The 23,438-nt window shown below is 73.4% G+C and carries 19 protein-coding genes and 2 tRNA genes; 3 read left to right on the forward strand and 18 right to left on the reverse strand.

Features of this window, described 5'->3' with window-relative positions; all coding sequences use genetic code 11:
* Positions 1 to 338: 338 nt before the first annotated feature.
* Together ACGFMK_RS27410 and ACGFMK_RS27415 are read right to left on the reverse strand one after the other, a co-directional pair.
* Positions 339 to 410, reverse strand: a tRNA-Val gene (locus tag ACGFMK_RS27410).
* A 35-nt stretch (positions 411 to 445) separates the two neighbouring features.
* Positions 446 to 520: transfer RNA gene (locus ACGFMK_RS27415), tRNA-Val, on the reverse strand.
* 162 nt (positions 521 to 682) lie between these two features.
* On the opposite strand from ACGFMK_RS27415, the gene ACGFMK_RS27420 reads away from it, so the two are divergent.
* Positions 683 to 2,119 (forward strand): DHA2 family efflux MFS transporter permease subunit, encoded by a 1,437-nt coding sequence (locus tag ACGFMK_RS27420; RefSeq protein WP_392768843.1) that lies wholly within the window; start codon positions 683 to 685, stop codon positions 2,117 to 2,119.
* Here ACGFMK_RS27420 and ACGFMK_RS27425 read toward each other — a convergent pair.
* Complete coding sequence (locus tag ACGFMK_RS27425) at positions 2,116 to 2,529, reverse strand: MarR family winged helix-turn-helix transcriptional regulator (RefSeq protein ID WP_392768846.1); 414 nt, start codon at positions 2,527 to 2,529, stop codon at positions 2,116 to 2,118. The genes ACGFMK_RS27420 and ACGFMK_RS27425 overlap by 4 nt on opposite strands.
* 78 nt (positions 2,530 to 2,607) lie before the next feature.
* Here ACGFMK_RS27425 and ACGFMK_RS27430 point away from each other — a divergent pair, with 78 nt between their 5' ends.
* The gene (locus tag ACGFMK_RS27430) at positions 2,608 to 3,540 is read left to right on the forward strand and encodes a zinc-binding dehydrogenase (RefSeq protein ID WP_392768849.1); all 933 of its coding nucleotides are present in this window, start codon (positions 2,608 to 2,610) and stop codon (positions 3,538 to 3,540) included.
* A 72-nt stretch (positions 3,541 to 3,612) separates the two neighbouring features.
* Here ACGFMK_RS27430 and ACGFMK_RS27435 read toward each other — a convergent pair whose 3' ends face one another.
* The 15 genes from ACGFMK_RS27435 to ACGFMK_RS27505 all read right to left on the reverse strand — a co-directional run bounded on the left by ACGFMK_RS27435 (position 3,613) and on the right by ACGFMK_RS27505 (position 23,035).
* The gene (locus tag ACGFMK_RS27435) at positions 3,613 to 6,948 is read right to left on the reverse strand and encodes a serine hydrolase (protein WP_392768851.1); all 3,336 of its coding nucleotides are present in this window, start codon (positions 6,946 to 6,948) and stop codon (positions 3,613 to 3,615) included.
* Positions 6,945 to 7,913, reverse strand: a complete 969-nt coding sequence (locus ACGFMK_RS27440; protein ID WP_392768853.1) for an ABC transporter ATP-binding protein — start codon at positions 7,911 to 7,913, stop codon at positions 6,945 to 6,947. Before ACGFMK_RS27440 ends, ACGFMK_RS27435 begins: the two co-directional genes overlap by 4 nt.
* Complete coding sequence (locus ACGFMK_RS27445) at positions 7,910 to 9,841, reverse strand: dipeptide/oligopeptide/nickel ABC transporter permease/ATP-binding protein (RefSeq protein ID WP_392768855.1); 1,932 nt, start codon at positions 9,839 to 9,841, stop codon at positions 7,910 to 7,912. Before ACGFMK_RS27445 ends, ACGFMK_RS27440 begins: the two co-directional genes overlap by 4 nt.
* Before the next feature lie 10 nt (positions 9,842 to 9,851).
* On the reverse strand, positions 9,852 to 10,832 hold the full coding sequence (locus ACGFMK_RS27450) for an ABC transporter permease (RefSeq protein ID WP_392768858.1): 981 nt from the start codon (positions 10,830 to 10,832) through the stop codon (positions 9,852 to 9,854).
* The gene (locus ACGFMK_RS27455; protein WP_392768860.1) at positions 10,829 to 12,418 is read right to left on the reverse strand and encodes an ABC transporter substrate-binding protein; all 1,590 of its coding nucleotides are present in this window, start codon (positions 12,416 to 12,418) and stop codon (positions 10,829 to 10,831) included. The genes ACGFMK_RS27450 and ACGFMK_RS27455 overlap by 4 nt, the downstream gene beginning before the upstream one ends.
* Positions 12,415 to 13,302 carry a serine hydrolase gene (locus ACGFMK_RS27460; protein WP_392768863.1) on the reverse strand — a complete coding sequence of 296 codons (888 nt, stop codon included), beginning with the start codon at positions 13,300 to 13,302 and terminating at the stop codon, positions 12,415 to 12,417. Before ACGFMK_RS27460 ends, ACGFMK_RS27455 begins: the two co-directional genes overlap by 4 nt.
* Positions 13,299 to 14,684 (reverse strand): serine hydrolase domain-containing protein, encoded by a 1,386-nt coding sequence (locus ACGFMK_RS27465; protein ID WP_392768866.1) that lies wholly within the window; start codon positions 14,682 to 14,684, stop codon positions 13,299 to 13,301. Before ACGFMK_RS27465 ends, ACGFMK_RS27460 begins: the two co-directional genes overlap by 4 nt.
* Before the next feature lie 121 nt (positions 14,685 to 14,805).
* Positions 14,806 to 15,909 carry an o-succinylbenzoate synthase gene (gene menC / locus ACGFMK_RS27470; RefSeq protein ID WP_392768870.1) on the reverse strand — a complete coding sequence of 368 codons (1,104 nt, stop codon included), beginning with the start codon at positions 15,907 to 15,909 and terminating at the stop codon, positions 14,806 to 14,808.
* Positions 15,906 to 16,799 (reverse strand): GNAT family N-acetyltransferase, encoded by an 894-nt coding sequence (locus tag ACGFMK_RS27475; protein WP_392768873.1) that lies wholly within the window; start codon positions 16,797 to 16,799, stop codon positions 15,906 to 15,908. The genes menC and ACGFMK_RS27475 overlap by 4 nt, the downstream gene beginning before the upstream one ends.
* A 31-nt stretch (positions 16,800 to 16,830) precedes the next feature.
* Entirely contained in the window at positions 16,831 to 17,991 is a 1,161-nt protein-coding gene (locus ACGFMK_RS27480; protein ID WP_392768876.1) for a M20 family metallopeptidase, read from the reverse strand.
* Positions 17,988 to 19,454 (reverse strand): amidohydrolase family protein, encoded by a 1,467-nt coding sequence (locus tag ACGFMK_RS27485; protein WP_392768879.1) that lies wholly within the window; start codon positions 19,452 to 19,454, stop codon positions 17,988 to 17,990. The genes ACGFMK_RS27480 and ACGFMK_RS27485 overlap by 4 nt, the downstream gene beginning before the upstream one ends.
* A 131-nt stretch (positions 19,455 to 19,585) precedes the next feature.
* Complete coding sequence (locus ACGFMK_RS27490) at positions 19,586 to 20,233, reverse strand: TetR/AcrR family transcriptional regulator (protein WP_392768882.1); 648 nt, start codon at positions 20,231 to 20,233, stop codon at positions 19,586 to 19,588.
* A gap of 22 nt (positions 20,234 to 20,255) precedes the next feature.
* Entirely contained in the window at positions 20,256 to 21,152 is an 897-nt protein-coding gene (locus ACGFMK_RS27495) for an alpha/beta hydrolase fold domain-containing protein (protein ID WP_392768885.1), read from the reverse strand.
* Positions 21,153 to 21,167: 15 nt separating this feature from the next.
* Positions 21,168 to 22,055 (reverse strand): alpha/beta hydrolase, encoded by an 888-nt coding sequence (locus ACGFMK_RS27500; RefSeq protein WP_392768888.1) that lies wholly within the window; start codon positions 22,053 to 22,055, stop codon positions 21,168 to 21,170.
* On the reverse strand, positions 22,052 to 23,035 hold the full coding sequence (locus tag ACGFMK_RS27505) for an SDR family NAD(P)-dependent oxidoreductase (RefSeq protein ID WP_392768891.1): 984 nt from the start codon (positions 23,033 to 23,035) through the stop codon (positions 22,052 to 22,054). Before ACGFMK_RS27505 ends, ACGFMK_RS27500 begins: the two co-directional genes overlap by 4 nt.
* 98 nt (positions 23,036 to 23,133) lie before the next feature.
* Here ACGFMK_RS27505 and ACGFMK_RS27510 point away from each other — a divergent pair.
* A partial coding sequence (locus tag ACGFMK_RS27510) for an NAD(P)-binding protein (RefSeq protein ID WP_392768893.1) occupies positions 23,134 to 23,438 on the forward strand: 305 nt, incomplete at its 3' end.

The following is a 23,438-nucleotide window of genomic DNA, read 5'->3' on the forward strand; positions in this document are numbered from 1 at the left end:
GGCGGAAACCCCTACCACACAACAAACCCCCAAGGTCCACAAAGGACACAAAAACAAACGGACAGTCACCGTCCAACCGCGATCCGACACCGCCGGAACTTCCTAACCACGTCCCGACCCAACAGGACGAACGACAACAGCCACCCAATCGGCTGAAAGAAACAAGAAAAAAGAGAGCGACAACCGATCAACGGGCACCCGACAGACCCACGGAACCACGGTGGGGGTCCGGGGGCGTGCCCCCGGCGGGGGGGGGGGGGCCCCCCCCCCCCCAAGACACTGACGAGAAGAGCCCCGCTTGCGCATTCCGCAAGCAGGGCTCTCCTACGATTCTCGGGTGGGCGATACTGGGATCGAACCAGTGACCTCTTCGGTGTGAACGAAGCGCTCTCCCCCTGAGCTAATCGCCCGCGGTACGAACTCCGCTTGAAGGGTTGGGGAACCCTGGTGCGCGATACTGGGATTGAACCAGTGACCTCTTCCGTGTCAGGGAAGCGCTCTCCCGCTGAGCTAATCGCGCGCTCCGGAAGTCCGTACTCGCAGAAGCATATCGGACGGTGCCGAGGGGGTTGCAGGGGGTTCGGTTTCGGGCCGCGTGACCGGGTCCACGCCGTAAACCGCCGTGACACGGGCCGTGCGGCCCAGGCAGACTGCAGGGGAGACCGACAGGAGTTCCCTCCCGATGACCGACACCGTGCACACCGCACCCGCCTCCCGGACGGCCGCCCCGGCGGGCTCGGGGCTCCTCATCGGGGTCCTCGTGCTTTCGGCGTTCGTGATGATCCTGAACGAGACGATCCTGAGCGTCGCGTTGCGCGACCTGACCGTCGACCTGAACGTGCCGACCACGACGGTGCAGTGGCTCACCAGCGGGTTCCTGCTGACGATGGCGGTGGTCATCCCGACGACCGGGTTCCTGCTGGAGCGGTTCACCCCGCGGCAGGTCTTCGTCGTGTCGCTGACGGCGTTCAGCCTCGGCACGCTGATCAGCGCGCTGGCGCCCGGGTTCGGGGTGCTGCTGGCCGGGCGGGTGGTGCAGGCGTGCGGCACGGCCGTGATGCTGCCGCTGCTGATGACCACCGTGATGCGGCTGGTGCCGCCGCAGCGGCGGGGCGCGACGATGGGCACGATCACGATCGTCATCGCCGTGGCGCCGGCCATCGGGCCGACGATCGGCGGGGCCGTGCTGTCGTCGCTGGGCTGGCGGTGGATGTTCTGGATCGTGCTGCCGCTGTCGCTGGCCGCGCTGGTGATCGGGTTGCTGCGGCTGCGCCTGGACAGCGAGACGCGCCGGGTGCCGCTGGACGTGCCTTCGGTGCTGCTGTCCGCGATCGGGTTCGGCGGGCTGCTGTACGGGCTGTCGTCGACGGGCGAGGCCGGCGGTGCGGAACCGCCGGTGCCGGCGTGGCTGCCGATCGTCGTCGGAGTGGCCGCGCTCGTGGTGTTCACCTGGCGCCAGCTCCGCCTGCAGCGCCGGGACCGCGCGCTGCTGGACCTGCGGCCGTTCACCCACCGCCCGTTCGTGGTGGCGCTGGTGCTGACGGCGCTGCTGTTCGTGTGCCTGATCGGCGCGGCCGCGATCCTGCTGCCGCTCTACCTGCAGACGGTGCTGCGCACCAGCACGTTCGTGAGCGGGCTGGCGGTGCTGCCGGGCGGCCTGGTGCTCGGGCTGCTGGGCCGGCCGGTGGGTGCGTTGTTCGACCGGGTGGGCGCACGCCCGCTCGTCATCCCGGGCGCGGCGGCCATGGCGCTGTCGCTGTGGCTGTTCACGTTGCTGGGGCCGACGTCGCCGCTGATCGCGGTGATCGGGATCCACGTGCTGCTGATGGCCGGGCTGGGCCTGATGATGACGCCGCTGATGACCGAGTCGCTCGGCGTGCTGCCCGAGCACCTGTACTCGCACGGCAGCGCGATCCTCTCGACGCTGCAGCAGGTGGCGGGGGCGATGGGGACGGCACTGTTCGTCAGCGTGGCCACGCTCGGCACGGTGGACGCCCACGCGAGCAGCCCGGACGCGGCGGGGCTGCGGACGGCGTTCATGGTCGCCGGGTGCATCGGGCTGCTGGCGTTCGGGCTCACCTGGCTGATCCGCCGCTCGTCCGCACCTTCTGACAGCTAACGGAGCATCCGACCCAGGAGGGCACCCAGCCGGTTCCGTTCCGCCGGGGTGAGGTCGTGGGTCAGCGGCGCGAGCAGCGCCGCGATCTCCGCCCCGAGTTCGCCGGCGAGCCGGTGGGCCTGTTCGGTCAGGCCGACGCGCACCGCGCGCCCGTCGTCGTCGCTGGCCTCCCGCCGCACCAGGCCGCGCTTGACGGCCCGGTCGACCAGCCCGGTCACCGACGAGCGGTCCAGGCCGAGGTGGTCGGCCAGCTCCGCCATCTTCGGCGTGCGGTCGCGCAGGATCGCCAGCGCGCGCAGCTGCGTCAGTGACAGGTCGTGGGCGGCCGCCGCGCGGCTGAGCAGCGCCATCACCGTGAAGGACACCTGGACCAGGCGGTCCATCACCTCGTCGTGGCCGGGTTCGGTCATGCCGTGAGACTACCTTGAACTAGTTGGTAGTGCCAGCTAATGTAGTTGGCACTACCAATCAACTTCGTAGGGGTCACCATGCGCGCAGCGGTCGTCACGTCGTTCGGCACACCGCCGTCCTGCCAGGACTTTCCCGAGCCGGCACCGGAAACGCCGGACGAGGTGCTCGTCGACGTCCTCGCCGTCGGGCTGCACCCGCGGGTGCGGTCGCAGGCCGACGGCTCGCACTACACCGAGTCCGCCGAGCTGCCGTTCGTGCCCGGGATCGACGGCGTGGGCCGCGCGCCCGACGGCGGCCTGCGCTACTTCGTCCTGCCGGACACGGCGATGGGCGCGCTGGCCGAGCGGACGGTCGTGGACCTGCGCCGCAGCGTCGCGCTGCCCGGCGACATCGACCCGGTGCTCGTGGCCGCGGGCATGAACCCGGCGATGTCGGCGTGGATCGCGCTGCGGCGGCGGATCGGGTTCGCGGCCGGGCAGGACGTCCTGGTCCTGGGCGCGACGGGCAACGCGGGACGGCTGGCCGTCCAGGTGGCGCGCCACCTCGGGGCCGGGAGGGTGGTCGCCGCGGGCCGCGACCCCGGCCGCCTCGCGACCCTGCCGGACCTGGGCGCCGACGTCGCGGTCTCGCTGGCCGACGTCGCTGCGGAGGCCGCGGACGTCGACGTCGTCCTGGACTACGTCTGGGGCGAGCCGACCGCCGAGGCGATGGTTTCGATCGTCACGCACCGCCGTGACCAGTCCCGGCCGCTGACGTGGGTGGAGATCGGCTCGGTGGCGGGCCGGACGGCGTCCCTGCCGTCGGCCGCGTTGCGGGCGGCGCGGCTGCAGCTGGTGGGCAGCGGCCAGGGCTCGGTCCCGGCGCGGGACATCGTCGCGGAGCTGCCCGCCCTGGCGGAGGAGATCGGCCGGGGCACCTTCCGGATCGACGCGCGCACGGTGCCGCTGGAGGACGTCGAAGCGGCCTGGAAGGACCCGGGCGACGACCGTCGCGTGGTCATCGTCCCTTAAGCCGTGAATGGCACATTGAGGGACTCTAAGTCCCTTAATGTGCCATTCACGGACTTCAGGCCGGCGGGACGGTCAGCTTGCCTTCGGGGTGGCCCGCACTCCGGTGTGCAGGTACCGCTCCCCCGTCGGCAGCTGGTAGAACGTCACCGACTGCCAGGACTTCGTGCCCGCCGGGCGCAGGGCGAAGTGGGCCGGGCCGATCGGGACCAGGGCGTCCTCCGTCATCGGTTCCGGGACCAGCTCGGCGAGCGGGCCGGTGACCGTCTGGCGGATGCGCAGGCCCGACTCGCCCTCGAAGACCTCCGTGCGCACCGACTCCCGCTCGTACACCCCGAGGAACTCCGAGACGTCGACAGCGGGCGGGGTGGCAGCCGGGGTCAGCGGCTGCGGCATCGCGACGCCCGCCAGCTCCGCGAAGAGCTCGCGGTACAGCTCCTCGTACAGGTCGTGGGTGTTGCCGCCGTTGGCGAGCAGGGTGACGGCCAGGCCGGGCTCCGGCAGGATCCGCAGGAACGCCGACTGCCCGATCGTGTTGCCGTCGTGGCCGTAGACGCGGTGGCCGTCCCAGTCGAAGCGGATCCAGCCGAGGCCCCACGAGTCGCCGAGGGTGTGCTTGTCCGGCATGTCCGCCTGGCGTTCCGTCATCGCGGCGGCGGACGCCGAGCTCAGCACGCGCGCGCCGTCCGGGCCGAGGCCGCCGGTCAGGTGCAGGCGGGCGAACGTCAGGACGTCCGCCGTGGTCGCCGTGATCAGGCCGGCCGGGCCCGCCGAGCGCGGCAGGCCCCACACCGGCGCGGGCTGCGGCTCGGCGTCACCGGCCGCGACGTGGCCCATCGCCGCGCGGAACAGCAGGGCCTCTTCGGGCAGGGTGCCCGTGTGCGTCAGGCCGAGCGGGGTGAACAGCCGCTCCCGCAGCGCCGCGTCCCACGTCTTGCCGGTCAGCTTCTCGATGACCCGGCCCGCGAGGATGAAGCCCGAGTTGCTGTAGGACAGGGTCGCGCCGAGCGGGTGGGTCTGCGCGGCCTGGTCCAGCACCTCGACGTACTTCTCGACGCAGTCGTCGCCGCGGCCGGTGTCGGTGAAGACGTCGCCGTCGATGCCGCTGGTGTGGGTGAGCAGGTGCCGCAGCGTCACCTGCTTGGTGACGTCCGGGTCGGCCAGCCGCAGCTCCGGCAGCACGTCGGCGATCGGCGCGTCCAGCTCCAGCAGGCCCTCGTCGACCAGCTGCATCGCCACGGTCGCCGTCCACACCTTGGTGATCGAGCCGATCTGGAACACCGAGTCCTCGGTGACCTCGACGTCGGTCGCCTTGTTGAGCACGCCGGTGGTCGCGAAGATCCGCTCGTCGCCGTCGAGGCGCAGGATGCCCAGGGACGCGCCGGGCACGCGGTGCTTGCGCGCGAGCGCGGCGAGGCGACGCCGCCAGTGCGCGGCGTCGAGCGACACCCGGCCCGGCGTGCCCGCGTGCTGCTCGACCCAGTCGAAGACGCGGCGGTTGAAGTCCGCGCGGTGCGAAGGCTTGCCCTCGAGGATGAACAGGTGCGACGCGCCCGGGTAGAGCACCAGCCGGGCCGGCACGCCCTGCTCGCGCAACGCGGTGAACCACTGCTCGGCCTGCCCGACCGGGCAGCGGTCGTCGTCGGCGCCGTGCACCACGAGCGTCGGCGTGCGGACCTGCCCGACCCGGGCCAGCGGCGACGACTCGCCGAAGTGCGCTTGGTCCACAGAGGACGCTCCGCCCAGTTCGGCGACGCCGAGGTAGTGCCCGCTGTCGGACGTGCCGGCCATGCTGACCGCGTCGCTGACGACCCCGCCGGCGACGGCCGCGGCGAAGCGGTCGTCGTGGCTGGTCAGGTAGCACGTCATGAAGCCGCCGTAGCTGTAGCCGGAGACCGCGAGCCGCTTCGCGTCCGCGACCCCTTCGGCGACGAGCGCGTCCAGCGGCTCGAGGAAGTCCTTCGCGTCGGCGACCCCCCAGGCGCCGACGGCCGCGGTGTAGAACGCCTCGCCGTAACCGTCGCTGCCACGCGGGTTGAGCAGCAGCACGGCCCAGCCGCGCGCGGCCAGCTGCTGGTGGTAGGTATGCACGGCGTCGGCGCTGCCGTTCCACGCGTTGTGCGGGCCGCCGTGGATGTCCAGCAGCAGCGGCAGCGGGCCGGTGCGCTCGGGGTCCCGCAGCAGCCAGCCGTGCACGACCGTGCCGTCGGAGACGGTGAACTCGCGCTCCTCACGGACGAACAGCTCGACGTCGTCGTCTCCGTGCGCCGTGTGCACTTCGGGGGCTCCCCCGGCGACGGCGACCGTCGCGATCTCGCCGTACGACGTCGGGGTCGCGAGGACGACCGCCACGGTGTCTCCGGCGACGGAAACGTCCGACAGGGTGTTCCCGCTGCCCCCGGCCACGAGCCGCGGCTCGCCACCGTCGGCGCCGACCGCGTAGAGGTGCGTGTCCCCGCGATCGCGGACGCAGAACAGCACGGTGGTGCCGTCCCCGCTCAGCACCGGCACCGCGCCGGGATAACCCGGCCCGCCCGGCATCACGTTGCGGTCCAGCGAGGCGGCCAGGTCGGTGGTTTCGCCGCCGTCCAGGGGAATCCGCAGCAGGCCGAGGTGGCCGGGCGCGGTGTCGCGGCGGCCGACGACGAGCAGCGCGGCGCCGTCCGCGGTCCAGGTGACCGTGCCGGACATGCCGTCACCGGAGCCGACCGGCCGGGGCTCGGCGAGCCGGTCGGCGGACTCGACGACGTAGGCGCCGGAGCGGAACGTCAGGTCCGCGTCGGCGTCCGGCCCGGCGGGGAACGCCAGCCGCCCGCCGTCCGGTGACCAGGCCGGATCGCCCGCGTGCCAGTCGCCCGACGTCACCTGCCGGACCTCGCCCGAGGCGACGTCGAGGACGTGGACGTGCTTGCGCAGGGTGCGCAGCAGCCCGGCGCCGTCGGCCTTGAAGTCGAGCCGGTCGGCGACCACCGGGGCACCGGCGCGGCGGGCCCGGGCCGCGTCGTCGTCCCCCTCGTCGGCGGACAGGTCGACCGGGGCGGCGAAGGCGATCTCGGCGCCGTCCGGCCGCCAGACCGGGCTGCCCGCGCCGAGCGGGAGCGTGGTCACCTGCTCGGGTTCGCCGCCGTCGGCGGGCAGCAGCCACAGCTGCGCCGGGCCGTCCCCGGCGCGCAGGAAGGCGATCCGCGTGCCGTCGGGCGACCACGCCGGGGCGACGTCGGCGTCCCCGCGGGTGAGCCGGCGCGCCGGGCCGCCGTCGGTGCCGACCTGCCAGAGCGAGCGCGTGTCGCGGTCCGCGTCGCGGTCGGCGGTGCGCACGACGTAGACGATCCGCGTGCCGTCCGGGGAGAGCGCGGGGTGCTCGGGAGACTCGAAGGCGTACAGGTCGTCGGCGCTCAGGCGTCGGGTCATGCGGTTCTCCTCGTGGGAATCGGTGGGGTCGCGGCGAAGTGACAGGCCGCGGAGTGGGGACGCTCGGCGGCCTCGGCGGCCGGGTCGGTGTCGAGGCAGACGGTGCGGTCGGGGTGCACGAGCGGGCCGATCGGGCACCGCGGGTGGTAGTGGCAGCCGGGCGGCGGGTGGTGCGGGTCGGCGGGTTCGGTGTCGGCCAATGCGTCGTCGACCGCTTCGTCGAGCAGGCCGCGGTGCGGCGACGGCGCGGCGGCCAGCAGGTCCCGGGTGTACGGGTGCTGTGGCTCGGTGAGCACCCGCTCGGCCGGCCCGGCTTCGACGATCCGGCCGAGGTACATGACCGCGACGAAGTCGCTCACGTACCGGACCACCGCGAGGTTGTGCGAGATGAACAGCATCGACAACTCGAGACGCCGCTGGACCTCGCGGACCAGGTTGAGCACGGCACCCTGCACCGAGACGTCGAGGGCGGAGGTGATCTCGTCGGCGATCAGCACCTTCGGCTGCCCGGCGAGCGCCCGGGCGAGCGCGACGCGCTGCCGCTGCCCGCCCGAGAGCTGACCGGGCAGGGTCGCGGCGCGTTCGGGATCCAGGCTGACCAGTTCGAGCAGCCGCGCCACCTCGGCCCGCCGCCCGGCCGCCCCGCGGTGCGCGCCGCGCGGCATCGCCTCGGTGATCGACTCGCCGACGGCCATCCGGGGGTCCAACGAGGAGTACGGGTCCTGGAACACCATCTGCAGCGGCTTGCGCCGGGGCAGGCGCCGGACGTCGACGCCGTCGAGCAGCACCCGGCCGCCGCTGACCGGCGACAGCCCGACCGCGGCCCGCGCCAGCGTCGACTTGCCGGAGCCGGACTCGCCGACCAGGCCGACGACCTGTCCGGAAGGGACGGTCAGGCTGACGCCGTCGACCGCCGTCAACCGGCCGTACCGGACGCTCACCGTGTCGAACCGCAGCTCGCTCACGCGGCACCATCCTTTCGCGACTGTCCGGAAAGGACACTCACCGCGGCCTCGTGCGGATGCCAGCACGCCACGCGGTGACCGTCTTCGGCGCGTTCCAGCACCGGATCTTCGGTGGTACAACGGTCGCTCGCCACCGGGCAGCGGGCCGCGAACGCGCAGCCTGCCGGGACCTGGTCCGGCTCCGGGGGACGGCCGGGGATCACGGCGAGGGGCTCGTCGCGGTCGGTCCCGAGGTCGACCGTGGTGGCCAGCAGCGCCCGGGTGTACGGGTGCCGCGCCGCGCCGGGCAGCGCCGACGTCGGCAGGTCCTCCACCACCCGGCCGGCGTACATCACCAGCATCCGTTCGCACGTCTGGGAAACCACCGCGATGTCGTGGCTGATGAGCAGGATCGCCGCGCCCTCGGCCTCGCGGGTGCGGGCCAGCAGCCGCAGCACCTGGCGCTGGACCGTGACGTCCAGGGCCGTGGTCGGCTCGTCCGCGACGATCAGCTTCGGCGCGCCCATCAGGCCCATGCCGATCATCGCCCGCTGGCGCATGCCGCCGGAGAACTCGTGCGGATACTGGCGGGCGCGCCGCCGCGCGGCCGGGACCCGCACCGCGGTGAGGCGATCCACCGCGCGTTCGAACGCCTGGCGCCGCGAAAGGCCGTGGTGCTGCTCGGACACCTCCGCGAGCTGCCCGCCGACGCGCCGCGCCGGGTTGAACGACGTCATCGGGTCCTGGAACACCATGGCCAGTGACGTCCCGAGCAGACCGCGCACGTCCCGGTCGGACGCCGTCAGCAGCGACGTCCCGGCGAACTCCAGCCGGTCCGCCGTCACGACGCCCGGCAGCTCGATCAGGCGGGAGACGGCCAGCGCCGTCAGGCTCTTCCCGGAGCCGGACTCGCCGACGACGCCGATCGCCTCACCCGCGCGCACGGTGAAACTCAGGCCGCGCACCGGGACCGTCCACCCGCCGTGGCGGGGAAAGGCCACCTGGAGGTTCTCGACGACGAGCACCGCGTCGTCCGCCGGCTCCTCGGCGACCGCGGGGCGCGGCGCGGGCAGCGGGCCGGAGGCGCGCCGGGCGGCGCGGGAGCGGACGCCGACCACGGCGGCCACGGTCTCCCCCACCAGGTTGAACGCCAGCCCGGCGAGCACCACGGCGATGGCGGGCGCGAGCGCGGCCATCGGCGTCACGTAGATCCCGTCCAGGCCTTCGCGCAGCAGCCGCCCCCAGTCGTAGTCCGGGGCCTGCACGCCGATGCCGAGGAACGAGAGCCCGGCGAAGGCGAGCAACGCCGATCCGGCGCCGATGGTCGCGTTCACGACTAGCGGTTCGCCGATGTTCGGCAGCACGTGCCGGGCCAGCAGCCGGATCCGGCCGACGCCGGACACCCGGGCCGCGGCGATGAAGTCGCGCCCGGCGACCGACGCCGAGAGCGTCTGGACGAGCCGGGCGAACGCCGGCGCCATCGCGAACGCGATCGCCAGCACCGCGCCGTTCGTGCCCACGCCGAAGATCACCGCGAAGAACAGGGCCAGCAGCAGCCCGGGGAAGGCGACGGCGATGTCGATCGCCGACGTGAGCAGCCGGCCCGCCCACCGTGGCAGCACCGACGGCAGCGAGCCGAGGACGACTCCGGCGCCGACGCCGATCACGGTCGCGAGCACCGCGAGACCGACCGACAGGCGGGTCGCCACGAGCGTGCGCAGGAAGATGTCGCGGCCGAGGGCGTCCGTGCCGAACGGGTGCGCCGCGGACGCGCCCTGGCCGATCGCGTCGGTGTCGACCACCGCAGCGCCGTCGCCCCAGACCAGCGGCGCCAGCACCGACAGCGCGATCACCAGCACCAGCAGCACCGCCGAGCACGCGCCCACCGGCGTGCGCACGGCCGTCGTCCACACCGAACCGCGCTTCCACACCGAACGCCGTGCGCGCATGGCCCTCACCTCAGCTCTCCCGGATCGTCGAACGCGGGTCGAGCAGCCCGAGCACGACGTCGACCAGCAGGTTCACCAGCAGCACGCCGACGCCGTAGACGAGCACGATCCCCTGCACCAGCGGGTAGTCCTTCTGCAGGATCGACTGCACGATCGTCGAGCCGAGGCCCGGCCAGGCGAACACGTTCTCCACCAGCACCGTGCCCGCCACCAGGCCGGTCAGCATCAACCCGCCCAGGGTCAGCGTCGCGGTCAGCGCGTTCGGCAGCGCGTGCCGGACGTACACCAGCCGCGCCGGCAGCCGTTTCGCCCGCGCGGTGCGGACGAAGTCGGCCCCCAGCACGGAAAGCAGCTCCACCCGGACGATCCGGGCGAGCACCGCGGCCGGCCCGATCGTGAGGGCCGCCACGGGCAGCACGTACGCGCCCGGGCCGTCGCCGCCCGCGACCGGGAACCAGCCGAGGCCGACGGCGAGCACCGCCACCAGCCCGACCGCCAGCAGGAAGTCCGGGATGGCGGCGAGCAGCACGCTCCCCGACGTGAATCCCAGCTCGGTGCCGCGGCGGCGGCCGCCCCGGGTCAGCACCGCGAAGCACACCCCGACCGGGACGGCGACGAGGATGATCACCACGAACGCCAGCGCGGCCAGCTGCAGCGTCGCCGGCAGCCGGTCGCCGATCACCTGGGTCACCGGCTGCCCGCTCGCCATCGACGTGCCGAAGTTCCCGGTGAACAGGCCGTGCAGGTAGTGCAGGTACTGCGTCCACAGTGGATCGTCGAGGCCGAGCTCGGCGCGCCGCGCCCGCACCAGCTCGGCGGGCGCGGTCATGCCGAGCGCGGCCCGCACCGGGTCGCCGGGGACGAGGTGGATCATCAGGAACGCCGCGGTGACCAGGACCCACAGGGACACGGCGAACCGGGCCAGCCGGCGCCCGGCGAACGCCGGCCACGGGCTGCCCCGCAGGCCGGCGGGCGCCGCCGCCGTGGTCATTTCGCGTACATCCGGATCGAGGACGGCAGGACGGCGCCCTGGCTGATCGTGAACTTCGCGCCGCTGCCGTAGACCGCGGTGACGGAGTCGATGTAGGGCACCACGTCCACCTGCTTGATCAGCGCCGTCTCCGCGGCGTTCCAGGTCGGGCAGCTGGCTTCGCCGCTCATCGCGGCCGCCTGCTTGACGGCCTGGTCGTAGGCGGGGTTGGCGATGTGGCCGAAGTTCGTCCCGTCCGGCGCGGCCGGGCCGGACACGAACGGCACCAGCTGGCTGGGCAGCGTGAGCCCGAGCGGGCCGAGCGAGACCTCCCACTCACCGGTGCCGAACAGCACCTGGGACAGCCCCGGGCTGTCGACGGCCTTCAGCGTGACCTCGGCGCCGAGCGCCTTCCAGGTCTGCTGGAACAGCTCCGCCGTCGGCGCCATCGTCGGGCCGAGCTGGGTGCCGTAGATGACGTTCAGCGTCAGGCGCTTGCCGTTCTTCACCCGGACGCCGTCCGCGCCGGCCTTCCACCCCGCGGCGTCCAGCGTGGCCGCGGCCGCGGCCGGGTCGTGGGCCGGCAGGTTGCCGGTGACGGTGTCACCCGAGCACGCCTTGGGGTCGGCGGTGACCAGGCCCTGCGACGGCTTGCCCGTGCCGCTGGTCAGCACCTTGCCGAACTGCGCAAGGTCGAGCGACTGCGTCAGCGCGCGCCGCACGGCTTCGTCCTGGCCGGGACGGCCCGCGGCCTGGTTGTAGAAGATCTCGCCCAGCGGCGCGTTGAAGTCCCCGTGGAACAGCTTGCGCGCGTCGAGGCGCTGGCGGTCCGGGCCGATGATCACCCCCGCGTTGAGCTCGCCCGAGAGCAGCAGGTTCGCCGCCGTCGAGGTGTTGGACACGACCCGCAGGACGACCTTGTCGGGCAGGCCCGGCTCGGCCTTCCAGTCCCCCGGGCCCCACTTGTAGTCCTTGCGGCGGGTGAACGTGTAGTGGTCGTTCGGCACGGCTTCGGAGACGGCGAACAGGCCGGTGCCGCTCTCGCCCTTCGCCAGCAGCTTGCGGTCGGCCAGGCCCTTGCCGCAGACGATCGGCAGCCCGCCGACGTTGCGGAGCAGGAACGCGTCCGGCGCGCCGCTGGTGACGGTGATCGTGCGGGTGGCCTCGTCGGCCGTGGCCTTCGTGCCGGGCGCGATCGTCAGGCCGGCGTACGGCGACTTGTTCGCCGGGTCGCCGACGAACACGATGTTCGCCGCGACGTCGGCGGCGGTCAGCGGAGCGCCGTCCGCGCAGGTGAGGCCCGGGCGCAGGGTGAAGGTGGCGGCGGTGGTCGAGGTGGCGGTCCACTTCTCGGCCAGCTCCGGCAGCGGCTTGCCGTCCGCGCTGAGCTCGAGCAGGGAGTCGTAGAGGAACTTGTCGACCTGGCCGGTCACCGACAGCACCGACATGTGCGGGTCGAGGTTGCCCGGGTCGGAGCCGAGGGCGAGGGTGAACGTCTGGCCGTCGACCGGGGTCTGGCCCGATCCGGCGGCTCCCGGGCCTGCGCAGGCGGTCGCCACGAGGGCGAGCCCGCCGAGCAGGACCACCGCGGTGCGTGTGGGGGTCATGGGGTTTCCTTCCGCAGGTGGTCCACGGCGAGGCGGGCGGCCGCGCCGATCGCGGCGTCGACGGCGGGCTGCCGTTCGTCGAGCGAGTCCGCGCGGGTGAAGACCGCGACGGCGAACCGGCGTCCGTCCGGAAAGGACAGAACACCGGCTTCGTTGCGGACGGCCGGCAGGGTGCCGGTCTTGGCCGCGATCGTGACGTCCGAGCCGAAGCCGGACGAGATCCGGTGCGGCCAGATCTGGCGCGCCATCATCGAGCGGACCTTCTCGCACGCGGCGGGTTCGGCCGCGCGGTCGGTCCAGACGGCGTCGAGCAGGGTGGTGACCTCCCGGGGCGTCGAGGACGTCGTACGGTCCGGGTCGAGCACCGAGAGCTTCCACGTCTGCTCCGGGGTGGCCCCGGCGAACGCCGCGTCGAGATCACCGTCGGCGCCCAGGTCGGCCATGACCGAGGCGAAGAGGTCCTCACAGCAGCCGATCAACCGCGTCCGCTTCAGGTCCAGGTCGGCGAGCACGCGGTCCACGGCGTCCTGGCCGACCCGGTGGTAGACCACGTCGGTGGCGGCGTTGTCGCTCATGGTCAGCATGAACAGTGCCAAATCCCGCCAGGACATTTCAACGTCGTCTTCGCAACCGGCGGTGCCGATCCCGCCGATGCGGTAGCGCTTCCCGACGGTCGTCCGCTCGGTTTCGTCGAGGCGGCCCGCCACCACTTCCCGGGCGTAGGCGACGGCGACCGGGATCTTGAACACCGACGCCAGCACCACCGGCTCGTCCGCGCCGAGCGCCACCTCGGCCGTCCCGCCGCCGATCTCGGTCGCGTGGACGAAGCCGCGCGCGCCCGCCGCGGTGAAGACCGCGGCGATCTCGTCTTCGACACCGGTCATGCGCGCACCCGCCGGTCGGCGCGTCCGGTGTGCAGGTACAGCGCGTGCCCGGTGCCGTCGTCGCCGACGAAGGCGTGCGGGATGTACATGCCCTGCATCGGCTCGGCGAGGATCAGCGTGTCGCCGTTCATCGCGACCAGCTCACTCTTCACCGGGCCGCTCAGCTCGGCGAAGATCCCCTTCGGGACGCGCTCCACCCAGACGCGCCCGTCGTCGTCCTGGCTGACCAGGATGTCCGCGACCGTCGAGGAGTACTCGCCGACGTACCGGGAGGCGTCGACGCGCGGCGCGGCCGGGTCCGGCACCGGCGGCGGGGCCAGCTCGATGCCGGTCAGCTCCCGCAGGACGTGCCCGATGATCTCGGTGTAGAGCGGGATCGGGTCGCCGCCGTTGGTCAGCAGCGCGACGGCGACGCCGTGCTCCGGGGCGACCCGCAGGAACGACGCCTGGCCGATCGTGTTGCCGTCGTGGCCGACCAGGGCCCCGCCGGGCGCGTCGAACAGGGACCAGCCGAGGCCCCACGCGTCCCCCATCAGGCCGAGGTCGGGCAGCTCCACCAGGCGTTCCCGCATGGCGCGGGCACTCTCGGCGCTCAGCACGCGGGTGCCGTCCGGGGCCTCGCCGTCACGCAGGTGCATGCCGGCGAAGGTCGCGAGGTCCCGCGCCCGCATCGCGAGCATCGAGCCGGCCGGCGCGTTCGACGGCGCCAGCGCCCAGATCCCCGCGGGCTCCGGTTCGGCGCCCGGCTCCGGCGTCAGGTGGCCCAGCGCGGCGCGGAAGCGGATCGCCTCGTACGGGCTCTGCGCCGCGTGCGTCAGTCCCAGGGGGACGAACAGGTGATCGGCCAGGCACTGGTTGTAGTCCTTGTCCCGCAGCACTTCCACGACCCGGCCGAGCACGCAGAGCGCGGCGTTGTTGTAGGAGAACATCTCGCCGGGCGGGAAGAGCTGGGGCACGTCGTGCAGCGTGGCGACGTACTTCTCGACACAGTCGGCGCCCCGGCCGGTGTCGGTGAAGATGTCGCCTTCGAAGCCGGAGGTGTGGCACATCAGCTGCCGGACGGTGATCCGCGCGGCGGCCTCGTCGTCGGCGAGCACGAACTCGGGCAGGTACCGGCGGACGGGCTCGTCGAGCTCCAGCTTGCCCTCGTCGACGAGCTGCATCGCCAGCGTCACCGTCCAGACCTTGGTGACCGAGCCGATCTGGAACACCGAGTCGGCGTCCGCCTCGACGCCGGTCCCCTTGTTGAGCACCCCGGCCGCGCGGTCGAGGATCTCCCCGCCGGCGTACACGGCGACCGACGCGGCGGGCACGTGGTTTTCGGCCAGCAGCGCGGGAAGCCGGCGCTCGAGCCAGGCCCCGAGCTCGGTGAGTTTCGACATGGTTGCCTCTCGTCCGATGGGTGAACCGGCGTTGCCGGCGATGCTATGACCTGCGCTTACCCCGCCGGTTCGTCGAATCCGACGAGTCCGGGGGAAACTTCCGTCGCGGCGGACGAACCGCTCAGGCGAGCCAGCTCTTCGCGGTGGTCACCTCGGCGAGCCGGCCCGCGATCGGCGTGACGCCGAGGCCGGGGCCCGACGGCACCGGCAGGTGCCCGCCGGTCAGCACGAACGGCTCGGTGATGTCCTCGGTGTAGAACCGGTCCGACGCCGAGGTGTCCCCGGGCAGGGTGAACCCGGGCAGCGACGCGAGCGCGACGTTGGCCGCCCGGCCCAGCCCGGTCTCGATCATCCCGCCGCACCAGACCGGGATCCCGTGCGCGGCGCAGACGTCGTGCACCCGCCGCGCCTCGAGGTAACCGCCGACCCGGCTCGGCTTGATGTTGACGATCCGGCAGGCGCCGAGCCGGATCGCGTCGGCGGCCGAGCGGGCGGACACGACGGACTCGTCCAGGCAGATCGGCGTCCGGATGTGCTTGGCCAGCTCGGCGTGGCCGAGCACGTCCTCCTCCTCGAGGGGCTGCTCGATCAGCAGCAGCTCGAACGGGTCGAGCCGGGCGAGCTGCGGGATGTCGGACAGCGTGTACGCGGTGTTCGCGTCGACCTGCAGCAGCACGTCGTCGCCGAAGCGTTCCCGGACCGCGCGCACCGGCTCGACGTCCCAGCCGGGCTCGATCTTCAGCTTGATCCGGACGTACCCGGCGTCGAGGTAGCCGCCGACCACGTCGAGCAGGTGCGGGACCGTCTCCATGATGCCGACGGACACCCCGCACGGCACTGAGTCCTTTGTGGACCCCAGGGCGGTCGCGAACGACACGCCGTGGGCACGCAGCTCCGCGTCGAGCACGGCCATCTCCAGCGCGGCCTTGGCCATCCGGTGGCCCTTGAACTTCGCCAGCAGCGGGGCGACCTTGTTCGCCGTCAGGTCGCCGGCCGCGATGAGCGCCGGGACGAGGAACGTCCGCAGCACGTGCTCGACGCCGTCGACGTACTCCGAGGAGTACAGCGGGTCGACCATCGCGCCGCATTCGCCCCAGCCCTCGCCGTCGGAGGTGACCGCGCGCAGGAGCAGCAGTTCCCGCTCGGCCTGCGTGCCGAACGAGGTCCGGAACGGGGACACCAGCGGCATCCGGACCCGGAGGAGCTCCACACCAGTGAGTTTCACGACGACTGCTCCCTTGCCACGACGTAGAAACCGGCCCGATCGAACCCGATGACCTCGGCGCCTTCGGCCATCAGCCCGCCGAGCACCTCCCGCAGCGCGACGCGCCAGGACCGGCCTTGGTCCGGGTCGGCGCGGCGGAGCGCCTCGATGTCCGGCGGGACGGCGACGAGCACCACCGGCGCGTCCGCGCTCCCGGTCACCGGCCTGCCGCCGGGTCCGACGGCCAGCGCGGTCGACGCGCCGCGCGCCCGCAGCGCCACGGCGTCGAAGCGGGCCGGCTCGCCGAGCGCGGCGGCGCGCACCGGCGGGCTCGCCAGGTCCCAGGCGGCCATGATCCGGTCGGTGTCGCCCCCGCCGTTGATGGTGTCGTGCATCGGGCCGTAGAAGTTCGGCAGGTAGTACTCGGGGCGGGCGCCGAGCTTGGTCAGGTTGAAGTGCGCGTTGCGCCGCACGAGCGGGTCGAAGGTCCAGGAGATCTCCGGAACACCCTGCTCCAGCGCCCAGGCCCGCTGGTGCAGCTTGAGCGCGAACCCGAGACCCCGGCCCAGCCCGGCGGGCAGCACCCCGGCGATGTGGCTGTGCAGCCCGGCTTTCGCCGGCCGGCCGAAGAAGCCGAAGCAGGCACCGAGCAGCCGGGGGCCGTCGAAGGCCCCGGCGACGTAGTTGCCCGCCGTGACCATCGCCCGGAGCAGCTCGGAGTTCACCGGCTGGCTGCCCGGCCCGGGTTGCCAGATGGACTCGAAGAGCAGGGCCGCGGCGGTCAGCTCGTCGACCTCGACGAGCTCGCGGACTTCGGTGCCCGATGCCGCGGCGGCGGTGGCGGCCGCGGTGTTCGCCTCGGCCGCCTCGTCCCGCACGGACGGGGCCGTGTTCGTCACAACTTCAGTCACGGGACCATCCTTTCCCGACAGCGCCGGCGCGTCACCGTTGTCCCGCACCGGATTCGCCCCCGGTGTTGGTCGTGGCGGACGAAGATCCCTTGGCCGGCAACGTCTTGGTCAGCGACGTCTTGGCCAGCAGGGTCTTGGTCAGCGTGACGAGCAGGGCGGTGCGCGGGAGCAGCTCGGCGACGAGGACGTGCTCGTCGTCGGCGTGGGCGCCGCCGCCCACCGCGCCGAGGCCGTCGAGGGTCGGAATCCCCAGCCCCGCGGTGATGTTGCCGTCGGACGCGCCGCCGACCGACGCGCCCGTGAGCGTGCCGCCCGCCAGGGAGTTCGCCAGTTCAAACAGGTCCGCCGACGCGTCGGCATCGAGCGGCGCGCGGTTGACCGCCCCGGCGATCCGGATCCGCGCGCCCGCCAGCGCGGGGCTCAGGCTCCTTACCGCGCGGTCGACACGGTCCTGCTCGGCGGCGTCCCACGCCCGGACGTCGACCGCGACGCTCGCGGCGGCGGGCACGGTGTTGCCCGTCGTCCCGGCCGTGAGCACGGTCGGGACGACCGTCGTGCCCCGGTCCGGGTCGGCGAGCGCGGCCACCGCGAGGATCTGGTGGGCGATCTCGATCCCGGCGTTGACGCCCTTCTCCGGTTCGAGCCCGGCGTGCGCGGCCCGGCCGTCGACCTCGATCCGGTACTGGGAAACGCCTTTGCGGCGGGTCTTCAGCGCGCCGCCGTCGGCGGAGGCCTCCAGGACCAGCACCGCGCCGCAGCTCTTGGCCTCTTCTTCGATCAGCGAGCGGGACCGCGGCGCGCCGATTTCTTCGTCGCCGGTGACCAGGATCGTCAGGCCGGTGCGGTCGGCCAGGGCCGCCGCCGCGTGCAGGGCCATCACGACGCCGGCCTTCATGTCGAAGCAGCCGGGTCCGCGCAGGACGCCGTCCTCGACCGAAAACGGGTGGGTCCGCAGGGAACCGAGCGGCCACACGGTGTCGTGGTGCCCGAGCAGCAGGACCCGCGGCGGCCCGTCGCCGAACCGCCAGCGCAGGTGCGTGCAGCCGTCGGTGACGATGCGCTCGGGCTCGGCGCCCAGCAGGCGGCGGCCGATCTGCGCCACGATTTCGGCGCTGCGCGCGACGGCGTCGTGGTCCGCCGAGGGCGATTCGCACTCGACGAGGGTCTTGATGTCGGCGAGGAGGTCGTTCACCGCGGCTCACCCCGCAACGGCTTCCCGGGGAGCGCATCGGTGCGCAGCTCGCCGTCGCTGACGACGGGAGTCCCGCCGACGTAGAGGTGCCGGACGCCCTGGGACGGCCGGGTGGGGTCGGCGTAGGTCGCGGTGTCGGTGAGCGCCGCCGGGTCGAGGACCACGACGTCGGCGTCGGCGCCGACCCCGAGGTGGCCCTTGCCGCGCGCCGCGGGCGCGACGTCGTCGAGCAGCCGCGACGGCAGGTGGGAGCAGCGGCGGAACGCTTCGAGCCAGCTCCACGCCCCGGCCTCCAGCACCATCAGCCGCAGGGTCTTGGCAAAAGTCCCGGCGGTGCGCGGATGCGTCGTGCCGCCCGGCGGGAGCGGCCACTCGGTGGCCTCGGTGCGGCCGTCCCTCCAGTACACCGGCATCGCGTCGCTCGCGACGATCGAGTCGGGGAAGGCGAGCGCCTGGTGCAGCAGCGCGCGGTCGCGGAGGTTCTCCTCGTCGAGGAACTCGAGGATGCAGGGCGCGCCGGGATCGGCGTCGCGGAGCTGACGCAGGCGGGCGGCGTCCGCGACCCGCTCGCCGGTCTCCAGGATCACCACGCTCGACGGCGAAAGACCCTTGAGCCGCAGGCGATCCGGGTCGATGAACGCGGCACCGACGGCCGTGCTGCCCGCGCCGTACGGATACGCCTCCACGGTGACGCGGGACCCGGCGGCGCGGGATTTCTCCAGCGTGGCCAGGACGCGGTCGATGTGGTGGCCGGAGGTGCTGTTGACGTGGCAGTGGTGCATCGCGGCGCCGGTTTCGGCGGCGGCGACGACGATCTCCTCGGAGCCGTCGACCGGGATCGCCGGGTCGACCTCGACCAGCTCGCGGACGTGGGTGTAGGTCGGCACCCCGGCTTTCGCGGCGAGGTGGGCCACGGCGAGGAACTCGCCGGGCTCGGTCGCCGGCGCGTACCCCATCAGGATGCCGATGCCGAGCGCGCCCGCGGCCAGTTCACCCTCCACAAGGGACAGCCAGGCGGCCAGCTCCTTCGCCGACGAAGACCGTTGCCACACCGGGTTCCCGAGCACGGCGAGACCGCTCTCGATCTGCGCGTCGGGCTCGATCCCGGCCAGCACCTGCGCGCGGGCCGCGCTCCAGGACGCGGAGAAGCCGTAGTGCAGCGGACGCCCGGCCGCCGCGGCCTCGGTGTAGGCCCGCTCGATGGGCATCAGCCCGGCTTCGAGGTCGAGGGCGGTGGTGACGCCGTCCATCGCCTGCAGCCGCTGCCCGGCGATCGAGTGGACGTGGCTGTGCAGGTCGACGAACCCGGGCCCGACGACCAGCCCGCCGACGTCGACGACCACGGGCGCCTCGAGCCCGCTCCTGACGGCGGCGACCTTGCCGCCGTCCAGGAGCACGTCGGTGACCCCGTCGAACCCGGTCCCGGGGTCGACGACCCGGCCGCCCCGCAAGAGTGTCCGCACCGCTGCGCCTCCTCGTCGTCACGTACTGGGGTCGTGGCGACGATAGGAGGGTTTCCGGCGGTGCCGTTGGTCCGCGACGACGAACCGGCGGGGTCCGGTCCATCCGCGCGGACGAACCCGCGGCTCCCGGGTCAGGAAGCGGTGATCGGGGCCAGGAGCAGGCCGGTGACCGCGTCGATCAGGCCCGTGCCCGCGTCGTCCCAGGTGGCGCGGGGGGTCGGGGTGTCCTCCGCCAGGGCTCGCTCGCGCTCGGCCGTCATGTGGATCATCAGCTGGCGGGCCATGTCGCCGCGCTCGGCGCGGACGTCCGGCGGGAGCACCGACAGGCTGCGGTTCAGGCCCGCGACCACCTTCGCCAGCGCCGGGGAGGCCATCGACTCCTCGGCGATGATCGCGCGCAGCGCCGGGTCGGTGAGCACCTGGGCGGTGAACCGGGCGAACCACGTCGGGGAGCCCAGCTCCCGCAGGTACGTCGTGGTCGGGCGGATCAGGCAGGCCACCCAGTCGCGCAGCTCGCCCGGGCCGTCGATGGCCTCGACGAGCTCCGCGCGCAGCCGCTCGACGCGCTCGGCGTGCTTGCGGGCGATCGCGCGGACCAGGTCGGTCTTGGTGCCGAAGTGGTAGTTGACGGCGGCGTTGTTGCCCTGCCCCGCGGCCTCGCTGATGTGCCGGTTGGACACCACCTGCACCCCGTGCTCGGCGAACAGCCGCTCGGCCGTGGTCAGGATGCTCTCCCGGGTGGCGCTCGCGCGCTCCGCCCGGACGGCCTTCACGTTCATCCCATCACCCCGATCACGGCCCTCACCTTACGGAGCCCCCCGTGACGGCCCGCCGGACGTGCCCGGCCAGGAACCCGTACAGCTCCCGCGTCAGCTCGGCCGACGCGCCGAGCAGGTTGTACCCGTGATCCACCCCGGCGACGTCGCGGTGCTCGACGAGGGCGCTCGCCGCGGCGAGTTTTCCCGCGTAGGCCACGGCTTCCGCGCGCAGCCGGTCCAGCTCCGCGGTGACGACCACGGCCGGCGCGATGCCCTCGATGCCGTCGCCGTTGGTCCCCCAGGCCGGGGACACCAGCGGATCCGTGCGGCGCCGGACGTCGGGGACGTAGGCGGTGTCGAAGATCTCGCCCATCCAGGGCTTGATCACCGCCGACCGCCCCGCCGGCTTGTCTCGGGCGGCGGTGACGAGGTCCAGGGGCGGGTAGTGCAGCACCTGCAACGCCAGGTCCGGGCCGCCGTCGCGCAGGGACAGCCGGGCGGCCGCCGCGGCCAGCGAGCCGCCCGCGCTCTGCCCGCCGACGCAGAGCGGCGTGGCGGGCCACTCGGCGGCGGCCCAGCGCAGCACGTCGTGGAGCTGCTCGCACGGCACCGGGAACCGGCGCCGCGGGGCCAGCGCGTACTCGACGTTCACCACGGTGACCCCGGCGTGCTCGGCCAGGAAGCGGCACCACGGGTCGTCGCCCGTCCGGCGGCCGGCCACGAACCCGCCGCCGTGGGCGTTGACGTACACCCCGATCGGCGTCGACGGCGGCGCGTAGACGGTGGTCTCGACCTCGCCGTGGCGGGTCGGCACCCGCACCTCGCGCGTGCGGCCCGGGATCTCGGGGAACCGCAGGTGCGGCCGCACCCCGGCGGCCGGGATCGCGCCGAAGAGCCGCGCGAGCGTGTCCGCGACCAGCGGTACCGCGAGAACCGACATGCGCACTCCTCGGCGTCAGGCGAAACTCCCCAGCCACTTCCGCGCGGTGCCCAGGTACACGCGGGCGAAGCCGGTGCCGGGTGCCCAGGACTCGAACCCGTGCGGCGCGCCCGGCACGACGTGGACGGTCGTGTCGACGCCCGCCGCGCGCAGCCGGCGAGCGTACTCGGCGTCTTCGTCGTGGAACAGGTCGATGTCGCCGACGCCGATCCAGGTCGGCGGCAGCCCGGCCAGGTTCTCGCGGCGGGCGGGCGCGGCGTAGTGCGGAACGACGTCCGCCCCCGGTTCGAGGCCGAGGTAAGCGCGCCAGCCGAAGCGGTTGAGGCGGTTGTCCCAGCCCCGGTGCCGCCGCGCGTCGAGGTCGCGGCGGGCGGCGGTGCGGTCGTCGAGCATCGGGCAGAACAGCCACTGGCCCAGGGGCCGCTCCCCTTCGTCACGCAGGCGCTGGACGAGCGCGGCGGCGAGCCCGCCCCCGGCGCTCTGGCCGCCGACGACCACCCGGCCCGGCTCGGCGACGTGCTCGCGGATCCACGTCCAGGCGGCGTGGCAGTCGTCCAACGCGGCCGGGTACGGGTTTTCGGGCGCGAGGCGGTACTCGGCCGACACCACGGTGATCCCGAGTTCCCGCGCCGTCTCGCCGCAGAACGCGTCACCCTCGACGGCGCTGCCGATCACCAGGCCGCCGCCGTGGATCCACAGCAGGGTCAGGTCGGACCGCGGTTCGCGAGGCCGGTGGATGCGCCATCCGGGCGTGACCTCGACGTCGACGTCCGGGACCGCCACGGGCCGCATCCGGGCGATGGTCCGGCGCACCAGCCACCGCCCCCAGCGCCGCTCCAGCGGCAGGCGGGGCAGCCACCGCGCCTTGCCGCGCAGTTCGGGCGCGATTTCGGCGAGCTTCACTGGGCCGACCACCCGCCGTCGGAGGGCAGCACGACACCGTTGACGTTCGCGCCGTCGTCGCTCAGCAGGAACGTGATCGACGCGGCCAGCTGCCCGGCCGTGGCGATCGGCGGCATCAGCCCGAAGAACGCGCCGAGCCGGCCCTGCCCGAACTCCGAGGGTGACGCGCTCTGCCCGATGCCCGTCGCCACCCCGCCCGGCGCGACGGCGTTGACGCGGATGCCGCGCGGCCCGTACACCACCGCGCAGTTGCGGGTGATCCCGACGACCGCGTGTTTCGAGGCGGTGTAAGCGATCCCGGCGGCCGAACCGCGCAACGCGGCCTCGGAGGCGATGTTCACGATCGAGCCGGCGCCGGCCGCCAGCATCGCCGGGAGCACCGCTCGGATCAGCGCGAGCGTGCCGTCGACGTTGACCGCGAAGAGCCGCCGCCACAGCTCGTCGCTCACCTCGTGCGCGGGTGAGAAGTCGTCGGCGATCCCGGCGACGTTGGCCAGCCCGTCGATCCGGGTCCCGGCGGCGGCCAGGATCCGTTCGATCCCGGCCGTGTCGGTGATGTCCGCGCTCACCGGGACAAGGTCGGGCGTCTCCGCGGCGAACTCGTCGAGGCGGTCCGCCGAAACGTCGACCGCGACGACCCGGCCGCCTTCGCGCGCGATGCGGGACGCGGTGGCCCGGCCGATGCCGGAAGCGGCGCCGGTCACGATCACCGTGCGGCCCTCGAACCGGCCGGGGACGGTCCGCTCCCGCGACCCGGTCGCGGCCGGGACGACCCCGCCGTTGACGCGCGCGACCAGGTCGTCGACGACGTCCTGGCCGAGTTTTCCCTGGCTGAGCCCGACAAGCTGGCCCAGCGGCACCTGGCTGATCGGCGCGAGCACGGTCTCGTCGAAGCCCGCGCCGGCGAGCAGGGCCCGGATGAGGGGGCCGCCTTCGGGGTGCGCAACCCACTCGCCGATCGGCGTGTCCGCGGTGATCACGGCGACAGCCTACCGCACTTTTAAAGCAACTGCTTGACCATAGTTGCCGAACTCGGTTATCTGGAGGTGAGCCGATCACCGAACCCGGAAGGGCACCCATGTCCCCCACCCCGCCCCCGCCCGCCGACCTGGGTTTCGACCCGGACGCCCTGCGCGCGAAGTACCGCGCCGAGCGCGACCGGCGCCTGCGGCCCGAGGGCAGCGCGCAGTACCGGCGGCCCACCGGCCGGTTCGGGTACTACGCCGAAGACCCGTACGTCGAAGGCGACCTCGTGCGCGAACCGCTGCGCGACCGCGTCGAGGCCGTGGTGGTCGGCGGCGGGTTCGGCGGCCTGCTCGCCGCCGCGCGCCTGCGCCAGGCCGGCGTCGGGAGGGTCCGCGTGATCGAGAAGGGCGGCGACTT

Source organism: Amycolatopsis sp. NPDC049252 (assembly GCF_043197175.1).
Lineage (GTDB): Bacteria > Actinomycetota > Actinomycetes > Mycobacteriales > Pseudonocardiaceae > Amycolatopsis.

Excerpts from the sequence above, each read along its gene's own strand:
- ACGFMK_RS27425 (WP_392768846.1), bottom strand. The coding sequence starts at position 2,529 with ATGACCGAACCCGGCCACGACGAGGTGATGGACCGCCTGGTCCAGGTG.
- ACGFMK_RS27460 (WP_392768863.1), bottom strand. The coding sequence starts at position 13,302 with ATGACCGGTGTCGAAGACGAGATCGCCGCGGTCTTCACCGCGGCGGGC.
- ACGFMK_RS27490 (WP_392768882.1), bottom strand. The coding sequence starts at position 20,233 with ATGAACGTGAAGGCCGTCCGGGCGGAGCGCGCGAGCGCCACCCGGGAG.
- ACGFMK_RS27450 (WP_392768858.1), bottom strand. The coding sequence starts at position 10,832 with ATGACCACGGCGGCGGCGCCCGCCGGCCTGCGGGGCAGCCCGTGGCCG.
- ACGFMK_RS27420 (WP_392768843.1), top strand. The coding sequence starts at position 683 with ATGACCGACACCGTGCACACCGCACCCGCCTCCCGGACGGCCGCCCCG.
- ACGFMK_RS27455 (WP_392768860.1), bottom strand. The coding sequence starts at position 12,418 with ATGACCCCCACACGCACCGCGGTGGTCCTGCTCGGCGGGCTCGCCCTC.
- ACGFMK_RS27445 (WP_392768855.1), bottom strand. The coding sequence starts at position 9,841 with ATGCGCGCACGGCGTTCGGTGTGGAAGCGCGGTTCGGTGTGGACGACG.
- ACGFMK_RS27435 (WP_392768851.1), bottom strand. The coding sequence starts at position 6,948 with ATGACCCGACGCCTGAGCGCCGACGACCTGTACGCCTTCGAGTCTCCC.
- ACGFMK_RS27465 (WP_392768866.1), bottom strand. The coding sequence starts at position 14,684 with ATGTCGAAACTCACCGAGCTCGGGGCCTGGCTCGAGCGCCGGCTTCCC.
- ACGFMK_RS27430 (WP_392768849.1), top strand. The coding sequence starts at position 2,608 with ATGCGCGCAGCGGTCGTCACGTCGTTCGGCACACCGCCGTCCTGCCAG.
- ACGFMK_RS27495 (WP_392768885.1), bottom strand. The coding sequence starts at position 21,152 with ATGTCGGTTCTCGCGGTACCGCTGGTCGCGGACACGCTCGCGCGGCTC.